This is a genomic window from Flavobacterium sp. (genome assembly GCF_027490375.1).
In the GTDB taxonomy this organism is placed as follows: domain Bacteria; phylum Bacteroidota; class Bacteroidia; order Flavobacteriales; family Flavobacteriaceae; genus Flavobacterium.
The window spans coordinates 13,081-32,538 of sequence record NZ_JAIXYH010000005.1; the positions used below are offsets into that span (position 1 = coordinate 13,081).

At 41.4% G+C, this 19,458-nt stretch carries 19 protein-coding genes and 1 pseudogene; 10 read left to right on the forward strand and 10 right to left on the reverse strand.

Features of this window, described 5'->3' with window-relative positions; genetic code table 11:
- Nucleotides 1–34: 34 nt before the first annotated feature.
- The 4 genes and pseudogenes from Q0064_RS00440 to Q0064_RS00455 form a co-directional block, all read right to left on the reverse strand.
- A pseudogene (locus tag Q0064_RS00440) lies at nt 35–931 on the reverse strand (cupin-like domain-containing protein).
- Between the two features lie 81 nt (nt 932–1,012).
- Nucleotides 1,013–2,104 carry a biotin synthase BioB gene (gene bioB, locus Q0064_RS00445; protein ID WP_298142635.1) on the reverse strand — a complete coding sequence of 364 codons (1,092 nt, stop codon included), beginning with the start codon at nt 2,102–2,104 and terminating at the stop codon, nt 1,013–1,015.
- Between the two features lie 339 nt (nt 2,105–2,443).
- Nucleotides 2,444–2,896, reverse strand: a complete 453-nt coding sequence (locus tag Q0064_RS00450) for a hypothetical protein (protein ID WP_298142638.1) — start codon at nt 2,894–2,896, stop codon at nt 2,444–2,446.
- A gap of 181 nt (nt 2,897–3,077) precedes the next feature.
- Entirely contained in the window at nt 3,078–4,016 is a 939-nt protein-coding gene (locus Q0064_RS00455; RefSeq protein ID WP_298142641.1) for a bifunctional riboflavin kinase/FAD synthetase, read from the reverse strand.
- Between the two features lie 576 nt (nt 4,017–4,592).
- On the opposite strand from Q0064_RS00455, the gene dnaG reads away from it, so the two are divergent.
- Entirely contained in the window at nt 4,593–6,569 is a 1,977-nt protein-coding gene (gene dnaG, locus Q0064_RS00460; RefSeq protein WP_298142702.1) for a DNA primase, read from the forward strand.
- Here dnaG and Q0064_RS00465 read toward each other — a convergent pair.
- The gene (locus Q0064_RS00465) at nt 6,566–7,210 is read right to left on the reverse strand and encodes a response regulator transcription factor (protein ID WP_298142643.1); all 645 of its coding nucleotides are present in this window, start codon (nt 7,208–7,210) and stop codon (nt 6,566–6,568) included. The two genes, dnaG and Q0064_RS00465, sit on opposite strands and share 4 nt — an antisense overlap.
- Nucleotides 7,211–7,233: 23 nt before the next feature.
- Nucleotides 7,234–8,061: an NAD(+) synthase gene (gene nadE / locus Q0064_RS00470; protein WP_298142646.1), complete on the reverse strand. Its 828-nt coding sequence runs from the start codon at nt 8,059–8,061 to the stop codon at nt 7,234–7,236.
- A 94-nt stretch (nt 8,062–8,155) separates the two neighbouring features.
- On the opposite strand from nadE, the gene gldB reads away from it, so the two are divergent.
- The gene (gene gldB / locus Q0064_RS00475) at nt 8,156–9,145 is read left to right on the forward strand and encodes a gliding motility lipoprotein GldB (protein WP_298142650.1); all 990 of its coding nucleotides are present in this window, start codon (nt 8,156–8,158) and stop codon (nt 9,143–9,145) included.
- A complete protein-coding gene (gene gldC, locus Q0064_RS00480) occupies nt 9,138–9,476 on the forward strand; it encodes a gliding motility protein GldC (RefSeq protein ID WP_298142653.1) in 339 nt (112 codons plus the stop codon). Before gldB ends, gldC begins: the two co-directional genes overlap by 8 nt.
- Here the strand turns inward: gldC and yihA are convergent.
- Genes yihA through Q0064_RS00500 form a run of 4 tightly spaced genes read right to left on the reverse strand, consistent with a single transcriptional unit; the run spans nt 9,473 to nt 11,499 of the window.
- Nucleotides 9,473–10,099: a ribosome biogenesis GTP-binding protein YihA/YsxC gene (yihA, locus tag Q0064_RS00485; protein WP_298142656.1), complete on the reverse strand. Its 627-nt coding sequence runs from the start codon at nt 10,097–10,099 to the stop codon at nt 9,473–9,475. The genes gldC and yihA overlap by 4 nt on opposite strands.
- A complete protein-coding gene (locus Q0064_RS00490) occupies nt 10,086–10,430 on the reverse strand; it encodes a HepT-like ribonuclease domain-containing protein (RefSeq protein WP_298142659.1) in 345 nt (114 codons plus the stop codon). The genes yihA and Q0064_RS00490 overlap by 14 nt, the downstream gene beginning before the upstream one ends.
- Entirely contained in the window at nt 10,427–10,759 is a 333-nt protein-coding gene (locus tag Q0064_RS00495) for a nucleotidyltransferase domain-containing protein (RefSeq protein WP_298142661.1), read from the reverse strand. The genes Q0064_RS00490 and Q0064_RS00495 overlap by 4 nt, the downstream gene beginning before the upstream one ends.
- Nucleotides 10,735–11,499, reverse strand: coding sequence for an alpha/beta hydrolase (locus tag Q0064_RS00500; RefSeq protein ID WP_298142663.1), 765 nt, complete (start codon nt 11,497–11,499; stop codon nt 10,735–10,737). The genes Q0064_RS00495 and Q0064_RS00500 overlap by 25 nt, the downstream gene beginning before the upstream one ends.
- Before the next feature lie 233 nt (nt 11,500–11,732).
- Here Q0064_RS00500 and Q0064_RS00505 point away from each other — a divergent pair, with 233 nt between their 5' ends.
- From Q0064_RS00505 to murD, 7 genes are read left to right on the forward strand one after another with little or no spacing between them, the layout of a single operon-like run.
- Nucleotides 11,733–12,200, forward strand: coding sequence for a division/cell wall cluster transcriptional repressor MraZ (locus tag Q0064_RS00505; RefSeq protein WP_298142705.1), 468 nt, complete (start codon nt 11,733–11,735; stop codon nt 12,198–12,200).
- Entirely contained in the window at nt 12,187–13,098 is a 912-nt protein-coding gene (gene rsmH / locus Q0064_RS00510; RefSeq protein WP_298142666.1) for a 16S rRNA (cytosine(1402)-N(4))-methyltransferase RsmH, read from the forward strand. Before Q0064_RS00505 ends, rsmH begins: the two co-directional genes overlap by 14 nt.
- The gene (locus Q0064_RS00515; protein WP_298142669.1) at nt 13,095–13,442 is read left to right on the forward strand and encodes an FtsL-like putative cell division protein; all 348 of its coding nucleotides are present in this window, start codon (nt 13,095–13,097) and stop codon (nt 13,440–13,442) included. Before rsmH ends, Q0064_RS00515 begins: the two co-directional genes overlap by 4 nt.
- Nucleotides 13,433–15,430 carry a penicillin-binding protein gene (locus tag Q0064_RS00520; RefSeq protein WP_298142672.1) on the forward strand — a complete coding sequence of 666 codons (1,998 nt, stop codon included), beginning with the start codon at nt 13,433–13,435 and terminating at the stop codon, nt 15,428–15,430. The genes Q0064_RS00515 and Q0064_RS00520 overlap by 10 nt, the downstream gene beginning before the upstream one ends.
- Nucleotides 15,427–16,890, forward strand: coding sequence for a UDP-N-acetylmuramoyl-L-alanyl-D-glutamate--2,6-diaminopimelate ligase (locus tag Q0064_RS00525; RefSeq protein ID WP_298142675.1), 1,464 nt, complete (start codon nt 15,427–15,429; stop codon nt 16,888–16,890). Before Q0064_RS00520 ends, Q0064_RS00525 begins: the two co-directional genes overlap by 4 nt.
- Nucleotides 16,891–16,893: 3 nt before the next feature.
- Complete coding sequence (gene mraY / locus Q0064_RS00530) at nt 16,894–18,120, forward strand: phospho-N-acetylmuramoyl-pentapeptide-transferase (RefSeq protein WP_298142678.1); 1,227 nt, start codon at nt 16,894–16,896, stop codon at nt 18,118–18,120.
- Nucleotides 18,120–19,454 carry a UDP-N-acetylmuramoyl-L-alanine--D-glutamate ligase gene (gene murD, locus Q0064_RS00535; protein WP_298142681.1) on the forward strand — a complete coding sequence of 445 codons (1,335 nt, stop codon included), beginning with the start codon at nt 18,120–18,122 and terminating at the stop codon, nt 19,452–19,454. Before mraY ends, murD begins: the two co-directional genes overlap by 1 nt.
- Nucleotides 19,455–19,458: the final 4 nt, after the last annotated feature.

Genomic DNA, 19,458 nt, shown 5'->3' on the forward strand with positions numbered 1-19,458 from the left:
ACTTAACTAGTCTACGACGTTAACGGAGCTGTTTTTAAAGAGTTTTCCCTTCTCGAATCAATTTTCTGTGCGTATCTGTTAATGCACGCAAATTTTTGTATTCAATCCATTTCTTACCTTGAACTTTGCGCATAAACGTATCGTAAAACCGCATAATGGTTACGTTGTAGAAGGCTTTTGCCAGATGGTTTATTCCACGCGGAAATGCTCGCAAACTCATTGAGAAACCTGCCGTTTAGTATTTCATGTAATGCCAGTAACCTTCCGGCATATACAGCATTTCTCCGTGATTGAGTTCGCAAATATATCCCTCAGCATGCCGCAGCGCGGGGAATTTCTCAAAATCAGGATTATCAAAATCAATGTCTTCGCGCGAAATCAAAGCATGCGGAACTTTATACAAGTATTTACTTTCAGACGGTGGGAAAATGATACACTTCTTTTTTCCATGAAAATGGAAGTGTAAAATATTGGCATAATCAATATCAAAATGCATAAAAACTTTTGCGCCAGCTCCGCCAAAAAAAAGCATTGGAAGTTGCTTCACTAAACGCAATCCGATATTTGGCCACTTAAAATCGTTTTGAAGTACCGGAACTTCTTTCATTAAGTTGTAAAGAAATATCCGGTAGTTTGTTGGTTGGGATTCCAGGAGCTTAATGTACTCCGACATTAACGTGGTAGTGTGCGCTTCGTTGAAACCTTCCTCGTGCGACACCGGACGGTCGTCGTATAAAGGAACTGTTTTTGCGCCTGCTAAAGAATTAATGTAATTTAAATGCCACTTCTCGTAGGCGGGCCAATCTTCGGTGAGTTTCGTCAGAATAACTGGTTTCTGAGGTCTGACGTAGTTTTCGTAAAATTCTTGCTTAGAAAGCGACTCAAATCTGGGAATTTCTTTTAGTAAAAATCCGCGCGTAGTAACCGTCATCCAATTAAAACATACAAATCAGGACGACAAAAATAAAATCATCCTAATTTGCTCGTAGCTATTTTAACAAAAACTAAACGCTTACGCCTCCGATTTTCGTTTTGAAGCGGCTTCAATATTGCGCTCTATTTTATGCTCTGGGCGTGTCCATTTTGGTTTTTCTCCTAAGGCAACGTATTCAGAGTCAGAAGCCTCAACTGTTTTAGGCTGGCTTTTCTTTGCGAAAGGTTTCATCGGAATCAAACCTAATGCGTCGAACATTTTCATATCCTCGTTCACATCCGGATTTGGTGTTGTAAGTAACTTGTCACCTGCAAAAATCGAGTTAGCTCCAGCGAAGAAACACAAAGCCTGACCTTCGCGCGACATTTCTGTTCGACCTGCCGACAAACGCACCTGTGTGAGCGGCATCACAATTCGTGTGGTAGCAACCATTCGAATCATTTCCCAAATTTCAACCGGCTTCTGATCTTCCAAAGGCGTTCCTTCCACAGCAACTAATGCATTAATTGGCACCGACTCTGGTTGCGGATTTAAGCGCGCCAAAGCCAGCAACATTCCGGCTCGGTCTTCGGCACTTTCTCCCATACCAATAATACCTCCGCTACAAACGGTTACATTGGTTTTACGAACATTGTCGATTGTTGCCAAGCGATCCTTAAAATCGCGTGTTGAAATAATCTCTTTGTAATATTCTTCAGAAGAATCTAAATTGTGATTGTAAGCATATAAACCAGCTTCGGCTAATCGCATGGCCTGATTTTCAGTAATCATACCCAAGGTGCAACAAACTTCCATGTCGAGCTTGTTGATGGTTCGTACCATTTCCAAAACCTGATCGAACTCCGGTCCGTCTTTAACATTACGCCACGCTGCGCCCATGCAAACGCGCGAAGAACCCGATGCTTTGGCTCGTAATGCTTGTGCTTTTACCTGGTTAACCGACATTAAATCGTTACCCTCGATATCGGTATGGTATCGTGCGGCCTGCGGACAATACCCACAATCTTCAGGACATCCGCCCGTTTTGATCGATAACAAGGTACTAACCTGAACTTTGTTGGGATCGTGAAATTCACGGTGAATGGTTGCCGCTTCGTACAGCAAATCCATCATCGGTTTGTTGTAAATCTCTAAAATCTCCTCTTTAGTCCAATCGTGTCTTAACTGCATAGCTCGGTAATATTAGCGCTCAAAAATACACAATACTTTTTACTAGCACGCAACTCCTTCGACGCTTAACAGCGCTGCGAAACGCGATTTTTAAACCAAATTACTGTAAATGAAGCTCGGAGATACTATCGATTGCATTTATTTTAACGTGAATTCCAAGAAATCGTTTGGTTTTCAATGTATAACGGATTCGTAATGAGTTGATTCCCTGCTTACATGTTTGGTGATTAACCAAATAGTAGCGTTTCCAATTTTAGAAGATTCACTTTTTTTGAAAATGGAGAGCAAATAAAAAAGCCGCAAACAAACGTTGCGGCTTTTAAACTAAAGTAAGATGAATTAATCGACAATGTTGATGTTTTCTACTTTTCCTTTCCAATATTGCATCAAACAAAACGATACAATAAGTGAGGTTGCTACCGACTCAAACAACAAGCCCGTACAATAATTGTAGATGCTTGCTTTACCTCCGCCGAATAGAAATGCATCGGAAAGCGACTCTAAATAAACTTCGCCGCCTTTGAAATAGATATAGGTTAACAGTGCACTCACGCTTAAAACAGCACCAACCATCGAGGTGGTTATAGCAGCCAGCAAATTGGTATTGTACCCGCGAACACCCGAAATTATATTCTCACGTAGGGTTTTATTAACGCCGTAAATAACAATGAAGAGGTTTAAAACCCGTAGATAAAATTCTCGCGACAAGCCCAAAGCTTCCATCAACAAGAAGTAAATTCCTATTCCTAGGAAAATCAGAACCCCATTTCCAATCACTCTTTTCGTATTCATATGCAACGATTTTTAGATTAGATTTTATTTTCTATCTAAAGGTAATCAAAAGCAAGCATACAAAAACCTGATTTTCTTTGTTTTAAGAAAAATTTAATCGTTTAGGAAGGGTGTTTTTTGATTAGTCGCGCTTTCGCGGAAGATTTAAAAGTCGCTACAAAAGGCGTCCTTTGAGTCTTTTTTAGTGAATTCCTTTTTCATTAAAAACCGCGTACGAATCGTCGGCATCTTGCTCGAGGGCTACTTTGAGCTGCTCTAACGACTCAAATTTAGCTTCGGCACGGAGGTAACCTAAGCAATAGGTGGTAATGGTTTTGCCGTATAAGTCGCCCTCAAAATCGAAATAGTAGATTTCGATGGTTCGGGTTTGGCCGCCCACAGTAGGGTTGGTTCCTATCGACATCATTCCTTTCACCATTTGGCCGTCGATTTCAGAAATGACAGCATAAATTCCTAAGCCGGGAACTAATTTGTGGAAGTCGGTTATTTCGATATTAGCTGTTGGATAGCCAATGGTACGACCCAGTTTTTTCCCATGCACCACCGTTCCGGTAAAGTCGTACGGGCGTCCCAATAACTTTTCGGCTAGTGCAACCTGTCCGGAAAGCAGCGCTGTTCGAATTTCGGTTGAACTAATCGTAAGCGCATCGACGGTTTGTTGCGACAATTGCTCGACCTCGAAGCCATATTGTGCGCCAAATCGCTGTAGATCGGAATAATCGGCTTGACGTTTAGCACCAAAGCGGTGATCGTAACCAACAAGCATTTTCGAAACCTGCAGTTTATCAACAAGAAGTTGCTTTACATACGTTTCGGCATCGAGTTCGGAGAAAGCGGCATCAAACGGCTGAACAATAAGGTAATCGATACCCAAATCGGCAATAGCGGCTTGTTTTTCTTCGATGGTTTGCAGCAAAAACATGGGTTCGTTGGGTTTTAGAACCATGCGCGGATGTGGATGAAACGTAAGGACAGCCGAAGCCAAACCTTGTTCTTCTGCCTCGGATGCAATTTGCGATAAAATAGCCTGATGCCCGAGATGTACACCGTCGAAAGTGCCCACAGTTAGCAACAACGGTCGGGTACTCTGAAATTCAGCAATCGAAAAAAATGTTTGCACAGCTCTAAAATTACCGCAAAAGTAAAAGTTTAGAATTACATGAGCGACTTAAATATTTGTGAATGTCTGAATTGATTGATTTTGTGGATGATGTAAGCAAAAAGGTAGCTTTTTTAATTTTTAATGATTTTATTTTAAGTGGGCACTGCGTGGATGATGTGTCGTACTAATTGATAAAGCTCTGAAAAAGCGTCGGTTTTTTAACATACGTAATATTGCAATATTACCACGGATAATTATCTGAAAAATAGTTATTTAATTTAAAAAAAAGAGATTTTAAAAAATAACTTTCCGAGTATTTTAAACAACGTATTTTCGGTAACGATACCCGCGGCCGTGATGGCAGTGGAAATGAAAGCGCAGCGGCCGCGCGTGACGGCGTTTTTTGCACAGCGACCAACGGAAGCTGCGCAAAAAGCTACCGGAACCCAGGCCGCGCGATTTTATTGCAACGAACAGCGCGAAATGCCGCCCAAAACATGCAAAACAGCGCTTTTAAAGCTTTGGCATTTTAAGATAAGCGGTTGGGAAAATTTACCTCGCGCGAAACCTGCCGACTTTGTATCTTTAACGCCCATGATTTCGAAAGCAACCATAGATAAAGTTTACGATACCGCGCGCGTCGAGGAAGTAATTGGCGATTACGTGCAATTAAAGCGCGCGGGCAGTAATTTCAAGGGTTTGAGTCCGTTTTCGAACGAACGCTCGCCCTCGTTTATGGTTTCGCCGGTAAAGCAAATTTGGAAAGATTTTTCGTCGGGAAAAGGCGGAAATGTCGTTGCATTTTTGATGGAACACGAGCATTTTACCTATCCGGAAGCCATTCGGTATTTGGCAAAACGCTATAACATTGAGATTGAAGAAACTGTTGAAACCGAGGAAGAAAAAGCCTCGGCCGATGTGCGCGAGAGTTTGTATTTGGTTTCGGAATACGCTAAAAAGTATTTTGAAACGCAATTGCACGAAACCGAACAAGGTAAAGCCATCGGATTAACGTATTTTAAAGAGCGCGGTTTTACGACCGAGACCATAAAAAAGTTTGCCCTAGGATACCACCCCGACGGCTATTCGACCTTTAGTGAGGCAGCGAAAAAAGCGGGGTATAATCCGGATTTTCTGGTGGGCACCGGACTCAGTATTGCGCGAGATAACGGCGAATTGATTGATCGCTTTCGCGGAAGAGTCATGTTTCCGATTTTAAGTATGTCGGGTCGGACGCTTGGTTTCGGAGGTCGAATTCTGACGAACGACAAAAAAGCGGCCAAATACTTGAATTCGCCAGAAAGCGAAATTTACTATAAGAGCAAGGTATTATACGGCATTTTTTATGCGAAGCAAGCTATAGCCAAACAAGATTTGTGCTATTTGGTAGAAGGATATACCGACGTGATACAAATGCACCAGGCGGGAATTGAAAATGTGGTTTCGAGCAGCGGAACAGCACTTACTTCGGAACAAATTAGATTGATAAACCGACTCACCAAGAATATTACCGTTTTGTTTGATGGCGACGCAGCTGGATTGCGAGCAGCTTTGCGCGGCATCGATTTAATTTTGGAGGAAGGAATGAATGTGCGCGTTTGTTCGTTCCCCGACGGCGAAGATCCGGACAGCTTTGCAAGAAAGAATTCGAAGGAAGACATTGAGGCGTACTTTGCCGCAAATGCGAAAGATTTTATTCGGTTTAAGGCGTCGTTGCTTATGGCAGAAGCGAAAAACGATCCGATTAAGAAAGCCGATTTGATTCGCGATATCGTTCAGAGTATTTCTAAAATTCCCGACCGCATTCAACGGGAGATTTACGTGCAGGAATGTGCGCAGATCATGGAAATTTCCGAACAGGTTTTGGTGAGTACACTTGCACAAATGCTGCAAAAAGACTTGAAAGAGAGTTTTAAAAAGCAGCAAAACCAAAATCAGCCGCTCGAAGTCGTAAAAGCCGAAAATACTAGCACATCGGATAAAATTAATGTGCTGGAGACTTTGGAGAAGAAGATCATTGAGTTGTTGCTGTTGTACGGAACGTCGGAAGCTACTTTCGAAGATTATGTTTTGGAAACGACTGAAAACGGCGAGGTGGTGGAAAAGCAAATTTTCACTCAGGCGAAAGTGTACGAGCGTATATTCTTGAGCTTGCAACAGGATGAAATAATTTTTAGCAACGAAACTTTTCGAGGTATTTACGAGTTGCTCATTGCTTATTTAACCACTCATGAAAAGTTCTCTGCCGAACAGTTTATGTCGGATTTACCGGTGGAATATGCACCTTTAGTTGCCGATATTTTAATGGAAGAAGAGAAAATTCAGCTTCACAATTGGGAAAGTCGCGATGTTTTTGTGAAATCGAAACAAGTGGGAATTGCACAATACGTCAACGAAACAATACTCTCGTTGCGTTGGTATTTAGTTGATCGAATCATTGCAGATTTAATGACACAAATTAGTCCGGATCCAACAGCCGATAACTCCGAAATCTTGTCAAATACAATTGATTACCAGCAGCTTATTAAGTCGTTTTCCGATAAATTAGGACGCGTTTTATCTCGTTTTTAAAAAATCTCCAGTTTTTTTGCTTTGTCAACCAAGTCAACCAAGTTGGTTACGTCTAGTTTGTTCAGCAAGCGCAATTTATAGGTGCTGATGGTTTTTTCGTTCAAACTGAGAAGTTTGGAAATTTCGTTGTTCTTTTTTCCTTGGCTGAGGTAGCGCAAAACTTCGACTTCGCGGGTAGACAATTTGCGGTAAATGCGTTCCGATTTGTTTTGCTTGGCAATGAGCGACAGTTTTTGAAGCAGTTTTTCGTTAAATCGGTGTTGACCGCCACGAGCTAAAAGTATGGCCGCAGCAAGGTCGTCTAAACTGCGCGACTTATTTAAAAACGCACTGACACCTGCTTTGATGGCATTGGGCGTATAAATTTCTTCGGATAAATTGGTGAAAGCAATAAAACGCGTTTCGGGAAATTGCTTCACTAAAAGCTTTATTTCGTTGATACTTTTTAACGCATCGAGTTCTAAGTCGAAAACCAACACGTCGATGTTTTTAACCGACAATAAGGGTTCTACTTGGAGGAAATTGCTGATGTTATCAACGATTTGAATTTGGGGATGTTGCGAAAAATAGGCGTTTAACCCTTGGTGAACTACTGGATGATTATCGGCAATGGCAATTGAAATCGACGTGGCTTCGTTCATTGTTCAAGTGTCGTTTTATGTTTTTAAGAACATTCGCTTTTATTATTTTTAAAGTGAGCAGGTATTTCACAAACTGGAATCGGGTTCATTTTGTGTTGATTAGCGTTGTTTAAACGTTTGTAAATGGCAAAAACGGTGGCTTGACGTTCGGTAAAGGTGCTCGGATCGTGTGCTGATCCAGAAGTTTCCATAGCCCATTCGAGCTCGTCGTAGCTGGCGCCAAGCTGATCTTCGTCGGTACGACTGTCGCCAAACAATCCATCGGTAGGTGCAGCTTCTAAAATCGATTGCGGAACGCCCAGCACACGTCCCAATTCGTAAACTTCCGATTTATATAAATCAGCAATCGGACTTACATCTACACCGCCGTCGCCGTATTTGGTGTAAAATCCAACGCCAAAATCCTCAACTTTATTTCCGGTGCCGGCCACTAAGCTGTGGGTTAATCCGGCATAATAGTACAAGCTCGTCATGCGTAAACGCGCGCGGGTATTGGCCAGGCTTAAATCGACTGTGGCTTGATCATCGGTTTGTGTAACGACCGATTTAAAGCTTTCAAAAACCGGAGTTAAATCAACCAATTGTCGGGAAACATTCGGGTATTTCTGAATAAGGGCATCAATGTGTTCTGCGGCTCGATTTACCTGCGATTCGTGCTGATGAATAGGCATTTCCAAGCAATAAACAGGCAAGCCAGTACGTGCACAAAGTGTTGAGGTTACCGCCGAATCGATTCCGCCCGATACGCCCACAACAAATCCGTTAACTTTGGCGTTCTTGGCATAGTCTAGCAGCCATTTCGAAATGTAATCGGCAACAGCTGCCGCTTGAGGCGTAGAAATTTTTGACATCATCAGTTTCCTTTAGTTCGAAGCAAGTATCTTTGCACGTTTTAACATACCGTGCTTCGCAAAAGTACACAAGGAAAATCACTGTATCCAAGTTATGAAGGCATTGAAATACAAGTTTGTTATAATTTTAGCATTTGTTTGCGGCACTTTGCTGTTTTTCTCCTGTTCGGAGAAAGCAAAAGTTGAAGAAGCTATTCAAGAACAGCCCGTTGCGCTACAATTGGTGCGTTTCGATAAGCAGTTTTTCGAAACGCCTGTCGCCAAACTTCCGGAATTAAAGAACACGTTTCCTGATTTTTTTCCAGCTGATGTTCCCGACAAAGAGTGGGTTGAAAAAATGACTAATCCGCTGTGGCGCGAATTGTACAGCGAAGTGCAAAAAACTTTTCCCGATTTTAAAGAAGAGTTGCAGGAAATTAACGACGTTAAAGCACGAATTAATTATTATTTCCCAGAAGAAAAGTCCAAGAATCCGGAAGTAATCACGATGATTTACGAGATGGATCCTTCCACGAAAGTGCTGTACACTGATAAAGTTATCATCATTTCTTTGGAGATGTATTTGGGAAGAAAGCACAGATTTTACGAATTCCCGGAATACCAACGTGCTAATTTTGAAAAATCGCAGTTACTGCCCGATTTAGTGAGTGCGTTTGCTGCTACGAAAATACCAATCGACAAGAGCAAAACGTTTTTATCGAAAATGATCGATGCTGGAAAAGAATTGTATTTGAAAGATTTATTGCTTCCCGAAACGGCCGACAGCACCAAAATTGGTTATACCGATTTACAACTCAAGTTTTGCCAGGAAAACGAAGCCTATATTTGGAAGTTTTTTATTGAAGAGAAGCTGTTGTACGATACCGATCCAAAGTTGGGACCCCGTTTCATAAATCCGGCGCCCTTTTCAAAGTTTTATTTGGAAATCGACAATGAAACTCCAGGTAGAATTGGCACTTGGGTAGGTTGGCAAATTGTTCGCGCTTACGCGGAAAAGAATAAAGTGCCCGTTCAAAAATTATTGCTAATGGACGCCGACACAATTTTTAAAGAATCGAAATACAAACCCAAACAAGATGAGTAAGAAATCGGATATCGTATTAGGAATTGAGCTGGATGAGAACAACGTTCCCGAAAAATTAGCGTGGACAGCCAGCGACGGCGGCATCAATAACGAAGAAGCAAAAGCGTATTTACTTTCGGTTTGGGATTCAAATGCGAAAGAGACCCTACGCATTGATTTGTGGACCAAAGACATGCCTGTGGATGAGATGAAACAGTTGATTCACCAAACTTTAGTAGGCTTAACCGATACGTATTTGCGCGCCACAGCCGACGAGTTAATGGCCGACACCATGAGGCAATTCACGGATTATTTTGCAGAGAAATTGAATTTGAAAGGTGGGGTAAATTAATGTTTTCCCAGAGGGTCTTCTTTAAAAAAATCTTGATTTAACTCGTCAATGTATGCCAGAATTTCTTCTCTGCCGCGTCCGGTTTCGGATGAGGTCACAAAGTAGGGAGGAAGTTCTTCCCAATTTTCGGCAAGCATTGCTTTTTGGTAATTCTTTACGGCATGATCAACTTTGGTCACGCCAATTTTATCCGCTTTCGTAAAAATCATGATAAACGGAATTTGCGATTCGCCCAAATACGTAAAAAATTCCAAATCGATTTTTTGCGGTTCTAAACGGATGTCAATCAGAACAAACGCACAAACCAATTGCTCGCGCGTTTCGAAATAATCGGTTATGAATTTCTGAAAAGTGGCTTTTACTTTCTTTGAAACTTTAGCATATCCGTAGCCCGGTAAATCTACCAAAAACCAATTTTCATTGATTTTAAAGTGATTGATAAGCTGCGTTTTTCCGGGTTTAGCCGAGGTTTTTGCCAAGGATTTATTGCCGGTAAGCATGTTAATCAACGACGATTTTCCAACGTTCGAACGCCCAATAAAAGCATATTCGGGAATGCGTTCCGGCGGACATTTAGCAGCTTCGGAATTACTGATGACAAATTTAGCGCTAGTTATTTTCATGTAGTAATTTCGTTACTTCTTCTAACAGAATTGGTAAATCTTTAATAATTATTTTCCAGATCAGTATATCATCTACGGAATCGTACGCATGAATTACCTTATTTCGTAAGTTAACTATTGTTCTGGCGTATGAGATTGCGATTTCAGGGTTTATTTTAAGTAATTTATTTATAGCCTCCCCAATAATTTCTATTTCTCTTTCAACGGCTCTTCTTTTCGTTTTATTTGAAAGATATTCCTCTAAAATTCTTTTGTTTTCTAAATGGTCGTCAATAGCATTTACGGAGTCGATAATATCAACTAATAGTTTTTTTTCTTCCCTGCTAGTCATATCAATCGTATTTTACTCTCGTTTATACTCTCAATTAAGAAGGGGTTTTTGAGTGTTTTTTCCGCAGTTAAATCGATTTTCTTTTTCAGTAGAATTTCCAAATCCGTTACGAGTTTAAAATAACTATTGAAATAAGTTTCTACGTCTAATTCGTTGGGAAAAGAATACAGAAAATCAACATCGCTGTTGGCATTATTTGTCCCTTTAGCACTACTTCCAAATAAGTAAGCGCTTTTTGCTCCATATTTTTCAAACAGAGCTCTTATTTCAGGTAATTTATTTTCAATTTCTTTGTCCATAACTATTATAAATGGGATTTCTTCAACCATTTATACATGAGTTCATTAAATTCGTCTGGATGTTCCATCATGGCAGCGTGTCCGCATTTGTCAATCCAAAACAATTCCGAATTTGGAAGTAATCTATTAAATTCTTCTGCCACTTCAGGTGGAGTCACCTTATCGTTCTTGCCCCAAATAATGCAGGTGGGTAAATGCATCTTTGGTAAATCTTTTGCCATATTATGACGAATAGCGCTTTTCGCGATGGTAAGTGTTTTAATCAGTTTTATCCGATCGTTCGCAACATTATACACTTCGTCAACAATTTCAGGAGTAGCAATTTTCGGATCGTAAAAAACGTCTTCCGCTTTTTTCTGAATATAATCTCTGTCGCCTCGACGCGGATAACTGTCGCCCATAGCGTTTTCATACAAGCCTGAACTTCCGGTTATTACCAAGCCAGCCATTTTTTCAGGATACAATTTTGCATGATACAAGGCAATGTGTCCGCCAAGGGAATTTCCAAGCAAAATCACGCGATCCAAACCTTTATACGTAATGAAATCTTTCACAAACTTTGCAAAAGCACGCACATTCGTTTTCAGAATATTCTGTGTGTACAAAGGCAATTCCGGAATTAAAACGTGGTAACCCTGTTGCGGAAAAAACTCGGCAACACCATCAAAATTGCTCAATCCGCCCATTAACCCGTGTAAAATGATAATCGGACGGCCCGATCCGGCTTCGAAATATTTAAACTTCCCTTCTTTCTTAATCGCTTCTTGCATGAACAGTCGGTTATTGGTAGGCTTTTAATTCTGGCAAATATAAGCGATTTACAGGAACATCAATTTTCATTTATTCCCACCGAACTAATTCGCTGTAAAAGGTTGTAAACACTCGATTTTTTAGGTAACAAGATTGTTAAAATGACACAACTTATTAACAATGTGGGAAATTTTGGGAGTGGGTGGGAATTAATTATTTACTTTTGCTTGAACTGTTTTTTAAGGCTAAAGTGTTGACACCCATCATAGGTACATACGAATGTAAGATAGACGACAAAGGTCGGCTACTCATTCCTTTGGCTTTAAAGAAGCAATTGGCTATCAACGATGGTTTTGTTTTAAAACGATCGGTCTTTCAACCGTGCTTGGAGCTGTATCCGATGGCCGAGTGGAATGCCATGATGGCAAAAGTCAATAAACTCAACCGTTTTGTGAAAAAGCACGACGATTTTATTCGTCGCTTTTCGGCTGGCGTACGCTTAACAGATATAGATGTGAACGGACGTTTGTTGATTCCCAAAGATTTACAAGGTATTGCTCAAGTCAAAAAAGACATAGTCTTATCGAGTGCAATCAACATTATTGAGATTTGGGACAAGGACACGTATGAAAAAGTAATTGCAGATACCGCTGTGAATTTTGCGGATCTAGCTGAAGATGTGATGGGGAATTTGAACGATGGAAGTGATGGATTATCATAATGCCGTTTTACTTGAACAAACAGTTGCCGGGCTTGCCATCAAACCCGACGGCGTTTACGTGGACGTAACTTTCGGTGGCGGCGGACACTCGCGCGAAATCTTAAAACACCTCGGACCGAACGGTAAGTTATTTGCATTCGACCAAGATGAAGACGCGTGGGAAAACCGAATCGACGACGAACGTTTTACGCTAGTGCCACATAACTTCAGACATTTAAAACGATTTTTAAGATTTCACGGAATTACTGAAGTCGATGGAATTTTAGCCGATTTGGGCGTTTCGTCTCATCAGTTCGACGTAGCTGAACGCGGATTCTCAACTCGTTTCGACGCCCCGCTCGATATGCGCATGAGCAAAAGCAACTCAAAATCGGCATATACCGTGATCAACGAGTACGAAGAGAAAGCACTGAAACATATTTTGTTGGAATACGGCGAGTTAAAATCGGCTCCAGCCATGGCACGAACCATAGTTCACCATCGCAACCCTACTCCGATTGCTACTACCGAGCGTTTAAAAGAAGTGCTACGCCCGTTTTATCCTGCACATAAAAGCCATAAAATCTTAGCTCAAGTATATCAAGCCATTCGAATTGAGGTGAATGAAGAAATCGAAGTGCTTCGCGAAATGCTCGAACAAGCCGTTGATGTTTTGAAGCCCGGCGGTCGCTTATCAGTAATATCGTATCATTCCTTGGAAGATCGTCTGGTAAAGCGACTCATCAAAAACGGTCAGTTTGAAGGTGAACCCGAACGCGATTTCTTTGGAAACTTTCAAGTGCCGCTAAAAGCAATCGGAAAGCTAATTGTTCCCGATCAAGCCGAATTAGAAGCCAATAGTCGTTCGCGCAGCGCCAAACTTCGAATTGCAGAAAAAGTTCAAATCGCAAAAAAATGAAAGGGAGTGTTTACAATATCATCAAGGCGCGCTTTCTAGTCAATGAACACGCGACTCGAAATTGGGTATTTATTACCTACCTGATTGTTTTGGCTATGGTCATGATTTGGAATACCAATCGTTACGAACAAAAAATCATCCGAATTGCTGAGCTGACTTCCGAAGTAAAGGAACTGCGTTCGGAATTTGTAGATCGGAAATCGCAATTAATGAAACTCAAAATGGAGTCGACCGTTGCACAAAAGATGGAAAAACGCGCCATCTATCCATCATCGGTTCCGCCAGTAAAAATAAAAGTCTTAAAACCAACCGAAAAAAAGTGGTTTGAAAAACTATGGGAGTAGAACCTAAAAATAATAATTACAGATTGTACGCTGTGATCGCAGGAATGTTGATCGCCGCGATTTGTATTGTTATTAAACTCACCAACATTCAGTGGGTTGAAGGGAACCACTACCGAAAAATTGCCAAGGAAAAGAGTGTAAAAACTTTCGTTATTCCCGCGAATAAGGGAAACGTGTATTCTTCCGACGGCAGTTTGCTCGCTACTTCGGTTCCGAACTATACCATTCGATTCGATGCGATGGCGCCTTCCAAAGCCGATTTCGACAAAGAGATCGGACCATTAGCTGCGGCACTTTCCAAGAAATTTCGAAAGCCAAAATCCGAATATCTCGCAAAGTTTCTGAAAGCGCGTCGTACGGAAAATCGCTATTTGCTTGTTGAAAAAGGACTTTCGTATACCGATTATATGGAAGTTAAAAGCTTTCCACTCTTCAATAAAGGAACGTACAAAGGCGGAATGATCGTTGATCAAAAGACAGTTCGCGAACATCCCATCGGTAAAATAGCCGAACGAACCATTGGTTACGAGCGTGTCGACGGCGACGGTCAGGCGAGAAATGCCGGCATTGAAGGGGCATTTTCACGTTACTTAAACGGTAAGGACGGTAAGGTTCTCAAACAAAAAATCGCAAAAGGACAATGGAAACCCATTCGCGATAACAATGAAATTGAACCACAAGACGGCTACGACGTTATCTCTACCATCGACGTTTATATCCAAGACATTGCACATCACGCCCTACTAAAACAGCTCGAACATTACAGTGCCGATCACGGTTGTGTGGTAGTTATGGAAACTAAAACCGGCGATGTAAAAGCCATTTCGAATTTAGGACGCGATTCGCAAGGAAATTATTACGAGAAATTAAATTATGCCGTTGGCGAGTCGCATGAACCCGGATCGACCTTTAAACTACTCGACCTGATTGCCTTACTTGAAGATGAAAAAGCCGATACGAGTTCGGTATACGACAGTAACGGAGGTGTGATTTCCTATCGTGGAAAATTGGTAAAAGATTCGAAGAAAGGCGGTTATGGTAAAATTTCCCTAGCACGTGGTTTCGAAGTGTCCTCAAACACCGTTTTGGTTCAAGCCGTTTACAAAGCATATAAATCCGACCCAAAGCAGTTTGTAGACCGTATTTACGATTATAAATTACATAAGCCACTGGGTTTACCCTTCGCGGGAGAAGGCCGACCGGTAATACGTACGCCCGAAGATCCGAAATGGTCGGCTATTTCACTTCCGTGGATGGCATTTGGCTATGGAGTCGCCGTTACGCCACTTCAAACGCTAACACTGTACAACGCCGTGGCCAACAATGGCGAAATGGTTAAACCACAATTTGTGAAAGAAATTCGTGAGTGGAACCGCGTGATTAAAAAATTCGATAAAGAAATTATTCATCCGAAAATTTGCTCTGAAAAAACCATCGACAAATTACATGCAGTGCTAGAAAACGTAGTAAAGCGCGGAACGGCAAGCAGCTTGTATTCGAAAGATTTTTCCATGGCAGGAAAAACGGGAACCGCTCAAGTAGATTACAACAAAGGAGAAGGAAACCTGTATTACACCTCTTCGTTTGTGGGTTACTTCCCAGCCGATAATCCGAAATACTCCTGCATTGTAGTCGTACACAAGCCTAATGTGGCGAAAGGCTATTACGGTGCCGACGTTGCTGGCCCAGTTTTTAAACGAATTGCCCAAAAGATTTTCACCGATTCGCCAACGATGAATAAGATCAAAGGATTGCAAGGAAAATCTAAAAAAGTTGAGCAAGCCTACGAAACGTATATCGCAAAAAGTGCCGACGATCTCAAGCGCATTCCTAACGTGAAAGGTATGCCCGGTATGGATGCAGCGGCACTTTTGGAGAATCTAAAGTTGAAAGTTCGCGTTCGCGGAATCGGAAAAGTGAAAAAACAATCGATTCCACCAGGCGAACCTCTAAAGAAAAACGAAACTATAATATTGGAATTGTCGTGAAAGTATTTAAAGACCTCTTATATAAAGTTAGATTGGAGTCGGTTATCGGAACAACAAGCGTTCCGGTCCAAGCGCTTACTTTTGATTCGCGACAAGCTCAAGCCGATTCGCTTTTCTTCGCCGTTTCTGGAACCAAGACAGAAGGTCACAATTTTATCGATCAAGTAATTGCCAACGGTTGTCGCGCAATTGTGTGTGAGCGAGCTCCCGAAAAAATACAGCCCAACGTTTGTTATGCCGTGGTAGGAAGCACAACCGAAGCCATGGCGCAGGTGGCGGCAAACTTTTATGATAATCCGTCGCAACAACTCAAATTAGTTGGTGTAACGGGAACCAATGGTAAAACCACCGTAGCTACGTTACTGCATCAATTATTTCAGCGTGCAGGATTTAAAACGGGCTTGCTATCTACGGTTAAAATCGTGGTCGATTCGCAAGAATTTTTAGCTACGCATACAACTCCAGATTCTATTTCGATAAATAATTATCTACGTCAGATGGTAGATGCGGGCGTCGACTACTGTTTTATGGAAGTGAGTTCTCACGGGATCCACCAAAATCGAACCAAAGGTTTGCGATTTGCCGGTGCTATTTTCACCAATTTGTCGCACGATCACCTCGATTATCACAAAACGTTTAGCGAATACCGCGATGTGAAAAAGAAATTCTTTGATGAATTAGATCGCGATGCTTTTGCTTTGGTGAATATCGATGATAAGAACGGAAACATCATGTTCCAAAACACCGTTGCCGCTCAGCGAACGTATGCATTAAAAACCTTCGCTGATTTCCGAGCACAGATTCTTGAAAATCAAATCGGCGGACTTCTCTTAAAGGTAAATAGCAAAGAAGTTTGGGTGAAGTTAATCGGTTCTTTCAATGCCTATAACATTCTTGCCATTTACGGAACTGCTGTATTGCTTGGTATGCCCGACGACGATGCACTCCGATATCTTTCTGAATTGGAAAGCGTTTCCGGCAGGTTTCAGTATTTCATTACCGAACAAAAAATCACTGTAATTGTAGATTACGCACACACACCCGATGCCTTAGAAAATGTATTGAATACAATTAACGGTATTCGAACAGGCAATGAAAATTTGATAACCGTGGTAGGTTGTGGCGGCGATCGCGATGCAACTAAGCGTCCGGTTATGGGAAATATTGCCACAAAATTGAGCAACCACACCATTTTTACTTCTGATAATCCACGGACCGAAAATCCAGATTTGATCTTAGCCGAGATTGAAGCCGGTGTGGAACCACAGAATTTCAAAAAATACATCACCATTTCCGATCGAAAAAGCGCAATAAAGTCGGCGATCACGCAATCGAATCCAGGCGACATTATTCTCATTGCTGGAAAAGGACACGAAATGTACCAAGAAATCAACGGCGTAAAATACGATTTCGATGATCTGGAAATCGCTAAAACATTAACCAACCAACTAAACAAATAAGTTATGCTGTACTACTTATTCGATTACCTAAACAACAACTTCAATGTTCCAGGAGCGGGAGTTTTCCAATACATAACGTTTCGTTCAGCCTTAGCGGTTTTGTTGTCGTTGGCCATATCAACCATTTTTGGAAAGCGAATTATCAATTTCCTTAAACATCAGCAAGTCGGCGAAACGGTGCGCGAACTCGGATTAGCCGGACAAAATGAGAAAGCCGGTACACCAACTATGGGCGGATTAATTATCATCATAGCAACCTTGATTCCGGTTTTTCTGCTGGCAAAACTCGACAACATTTACGTTATATTATTGATAGTTACAACCTTATGGATGGGAACTATCGGGTTTATAGACGATTATATTAAAATCTTCAAAAAAGACAAGCAAGGACTTAAGGGTGTATTTAAAGTTATAGGTCAAGTAGGCTTGGGTTTGATTGTAGGTACCGTTTTGTATTTACATCCGGGCGTTACCGTCCGAAAAGATCAGCAAGTTAAATACAATTTTGCTTCGGAATCGGCACAGATCTTACCCAAACCTATAGAAGAAAAATCGACTGCCACAACGATTCCTTTCTTTAAAAATAACGAATTAGATTATGCCGAGGTCTTGTCGTTCCTAGGCGATGGCTACGAGAATTACGCCTGGTTGATTTTTATTCCGGTTGTTATTTTCATCATTACCGCAGTGTCAAACGGCGCTAATTTAACCGACGGAATCGATGGTTTAGCAGCAGGTACCAGCGCCATTTCAGTAATTGCCTTAGGCATATTTACGTTTGTTTCTGGAAACATCATTTTTTCGAGTTATCTGAACATCATGTACATTCCCAATTCGGGAGAAATGACAGTTTACATAGCTTCTTTTGTTGGGGCATTGGTAGGTTTTCTTTGGTATAATTCCTATCCCGCCTCGGTTTTCATGGGAGATACCGGGAGTTTAACCATCGGTGGAATTATTGCGGTTTTGGCCATTTCCGTTCGAAAGGAACTTTTGATTCCGCTTTTGTGTGGAATTTTCTTAGTGGAGAATTTCTCAGTGGTGCTTCAAGTGAGTTATTTCAAATACACCAAAAAGAAATTTGGCGAAGGCCGACGTATTTTCTTGATGTCGCCGCTCCATCATCACTACCAGAAAAAAGGCTATCACGAAAGTAAAATTGTAACCCGTTTCTGGATTGTCGGGATTTTACTCGCCATTTTATCCATTGTTACGCTGAAACTCAGATAATGAAAAAGTTAGTTATTCTTGGCGGAGGCGAAAGCGGTGTAGGAACTGCTATTTTAGGAAAGAAACAAGGTTTTGATGTTTTTCTTTCCGATGGCGGCGCCGTGAAACCACATTACCAAGAAATTTTGAACCTTAACGGCATTCGTTGGGAACAGCAGCAACACACCGAAGCTGAGATCCTTAATGCCACTTTGGTTATGAAAAGTCCGGGAATTCCCGATAAGGCGCCAATTGTTCAGAAAATCCGCAAAAGCAAAATACCAGTAGTTTCCGAAATTGAGTTCGCCATTCCGTACACAAATGCAACTATAATTGCCATAACGGGTTCAAACGGCAAAACCACAACCACGCTCTTAACCTATCATTTATTGAAAAACGGAGGTTTACACGTGGGCTTGGGCGGAAACATCGGAAAGAGTTTCGCTTGGCAAGTAGCCGAACAAGATTTCGATTGTTATGTTTTGGAAGTGAGTAGTTTTCAGTTAGATGACAGCTACACGTTCAAACCACACATCGCAATCATTACCAATTTGTCGCCAGACCACTTAGATCGGTACAATTATCAGTACGAATCGTACATCGCTTCTAAGTTTAGAATAACGATGAATCAAAGCGAAAACGACTATCTGATTTACGATGCCGACGATGAAACGCTCGTGCAGTTTCTCTCAAAAATCGACACTAAAGCAACTAAAATACCTTTTTCTATAACCAAACCACTGCCTGTTGGAGGTACATTAAACGAGAATACTATGAAACTTAAACTCAACGACGACAATTTTTCTATAGACACCGCGCACCTAGCCCTCGAAGGCAAACACAATGTTAAGAATGCCATGGCAGCTACTTCTGTGGCCATGCTTATGAAGATTAGAAAGGAAACGATTCGTGAGAGTTTGTCGAATTTTCAAGGTGTAGAACATCGATTAGAAAAAGTACTTAAAATTCAAAATGTTCAATACATCAACGATAGTAAAGCCACTAACGTCAATGCAACCTTCTTTGCTTTAGACAGTATGACAACGCCAACCGTATGGATTGTAGGTGGTGTAGATAAAGGAAACGATTATACGGAACTAATGGCATTGGTACGCGAAAAGGTAAAAGCTATTATTTGTTTAGGTGTAGATAATCGCAAAATTATCGATGCATTTGGTAATGTTGTGGATGTCATGGTAGAAGTTGGTTCCATGCAAGATGCCGTTAGAACAGCTCAAAGAATAGCAGAGAAAGGCGATACCGTTTTGCTTTCGCCTGCTTGCGCGAGTTTCGACTTGTTTGAAAACTACGAAGATCGTGGACGTCAGTTTAAACTAGCGGTTCAAAACCTGTAATACG

Coding starts and splice junctions, on each gene's coding strand:
- bioB (WP_298142635.1), bottom strand. CDS start 2,104: ATGCAGTTAAGACACGATTGGACTAAAGAGGAGATTTTAGAGATTTAC.
- Q0064_RS00450 (WP_298142638.1), bottom strand. CDS start 2,896: ATGAATACGAAAAGAGTGATTGGAAATGGGGTTCTGATTTTCCTAGGA.
- dnaG (WP_298142702.1), top strand. CDS start 4,593: ATGATTTCGAAAGCAACCATAGATAAAGTTTACGATACCGCGCGCGTC.
- Q0064_RS00465 (WP_298142643.1), bottom strand. CDS start 7,210: ATGAACGAAGCCACGTCGATTTCAATTGCCATTGCCGATAATCATCCA.
- nadE (WP_298142646.1), bottom strand. CDS start 8,061: ATGTCAAAAATTTCTACGCCTCAAGCGGCAGCTGTTGCCGATTACATT.
- gldB (WP_298142650.1), top strand. CDS start 8,156: ATGAAGGCATTGAAATACAAGTTTGTTATAATTTTAGCATTTGTTTGC.
- gldC (WP_298142653.1), top strand. CDS start 9,138: ATGAGTAAGAAATCGGATATCGTATTAGGAATTGAGCTGGATGAGAAC.
- yihA (WP_298142656.1), bottom strand. CDS start 10,099: ATGAAAATAACTAGCGCTAAATTTGTCATCAGTAATTCCGAAGCTGCT.
- Q0064_RS00490 (WP_298142659.1), bottom strand. CDS start 10,430: ATGACTAGCAGGGAAGAAAAAAAACTATTAGTTGATATTATCGACTCC.
- Q0064_RS00495 (WP_298142661.1), bottom strand. CDS start 10,759: ATGGTTGAAGAAATCCCATTTATAATAGTTATGGACAAAGAAATTGAA.
- Q0064_RS00500 (WP_298142663.1), bottom strand. CDS start 11,499: ATGCAAGAAGCGATTAAGAAAGAAGGGAAGTTTAAATATTTCGAAGCC.
- rsmH (WP_298142666.1), top strand. CDS start 12,187: ATGGATTATCATAATGCCGTTTTACTTGAACAAACAGTTGCCGGGCTT.
- Q0064_RS00515 (WP_298142669.1), top strand. CDS start 13,095: ATGAAAGGGAGTGTTTACAATATCATCAAGGCGCGCTTTCTAGTCAAT.
- Q0064_RS00520 (WP_298142672.1), top strand. CDS start 13,433: ATGGGAGTAGAACCTAAAAATAATAATTACAGATTGTACGCTGTGATC.
- mraY (WP_298142678.1), top strand. CDS start 16,894: ATGCTGTACTACTTATTCGATTACCTAAACAACAACTTCAATGTTCCA.
- murD (WP_298142681.1), top strand. CDS start 18,120: ATGAAAAAGTTAGTTATTCTTGGCGGAGGCGAAAGCGGTGTAGGAACT.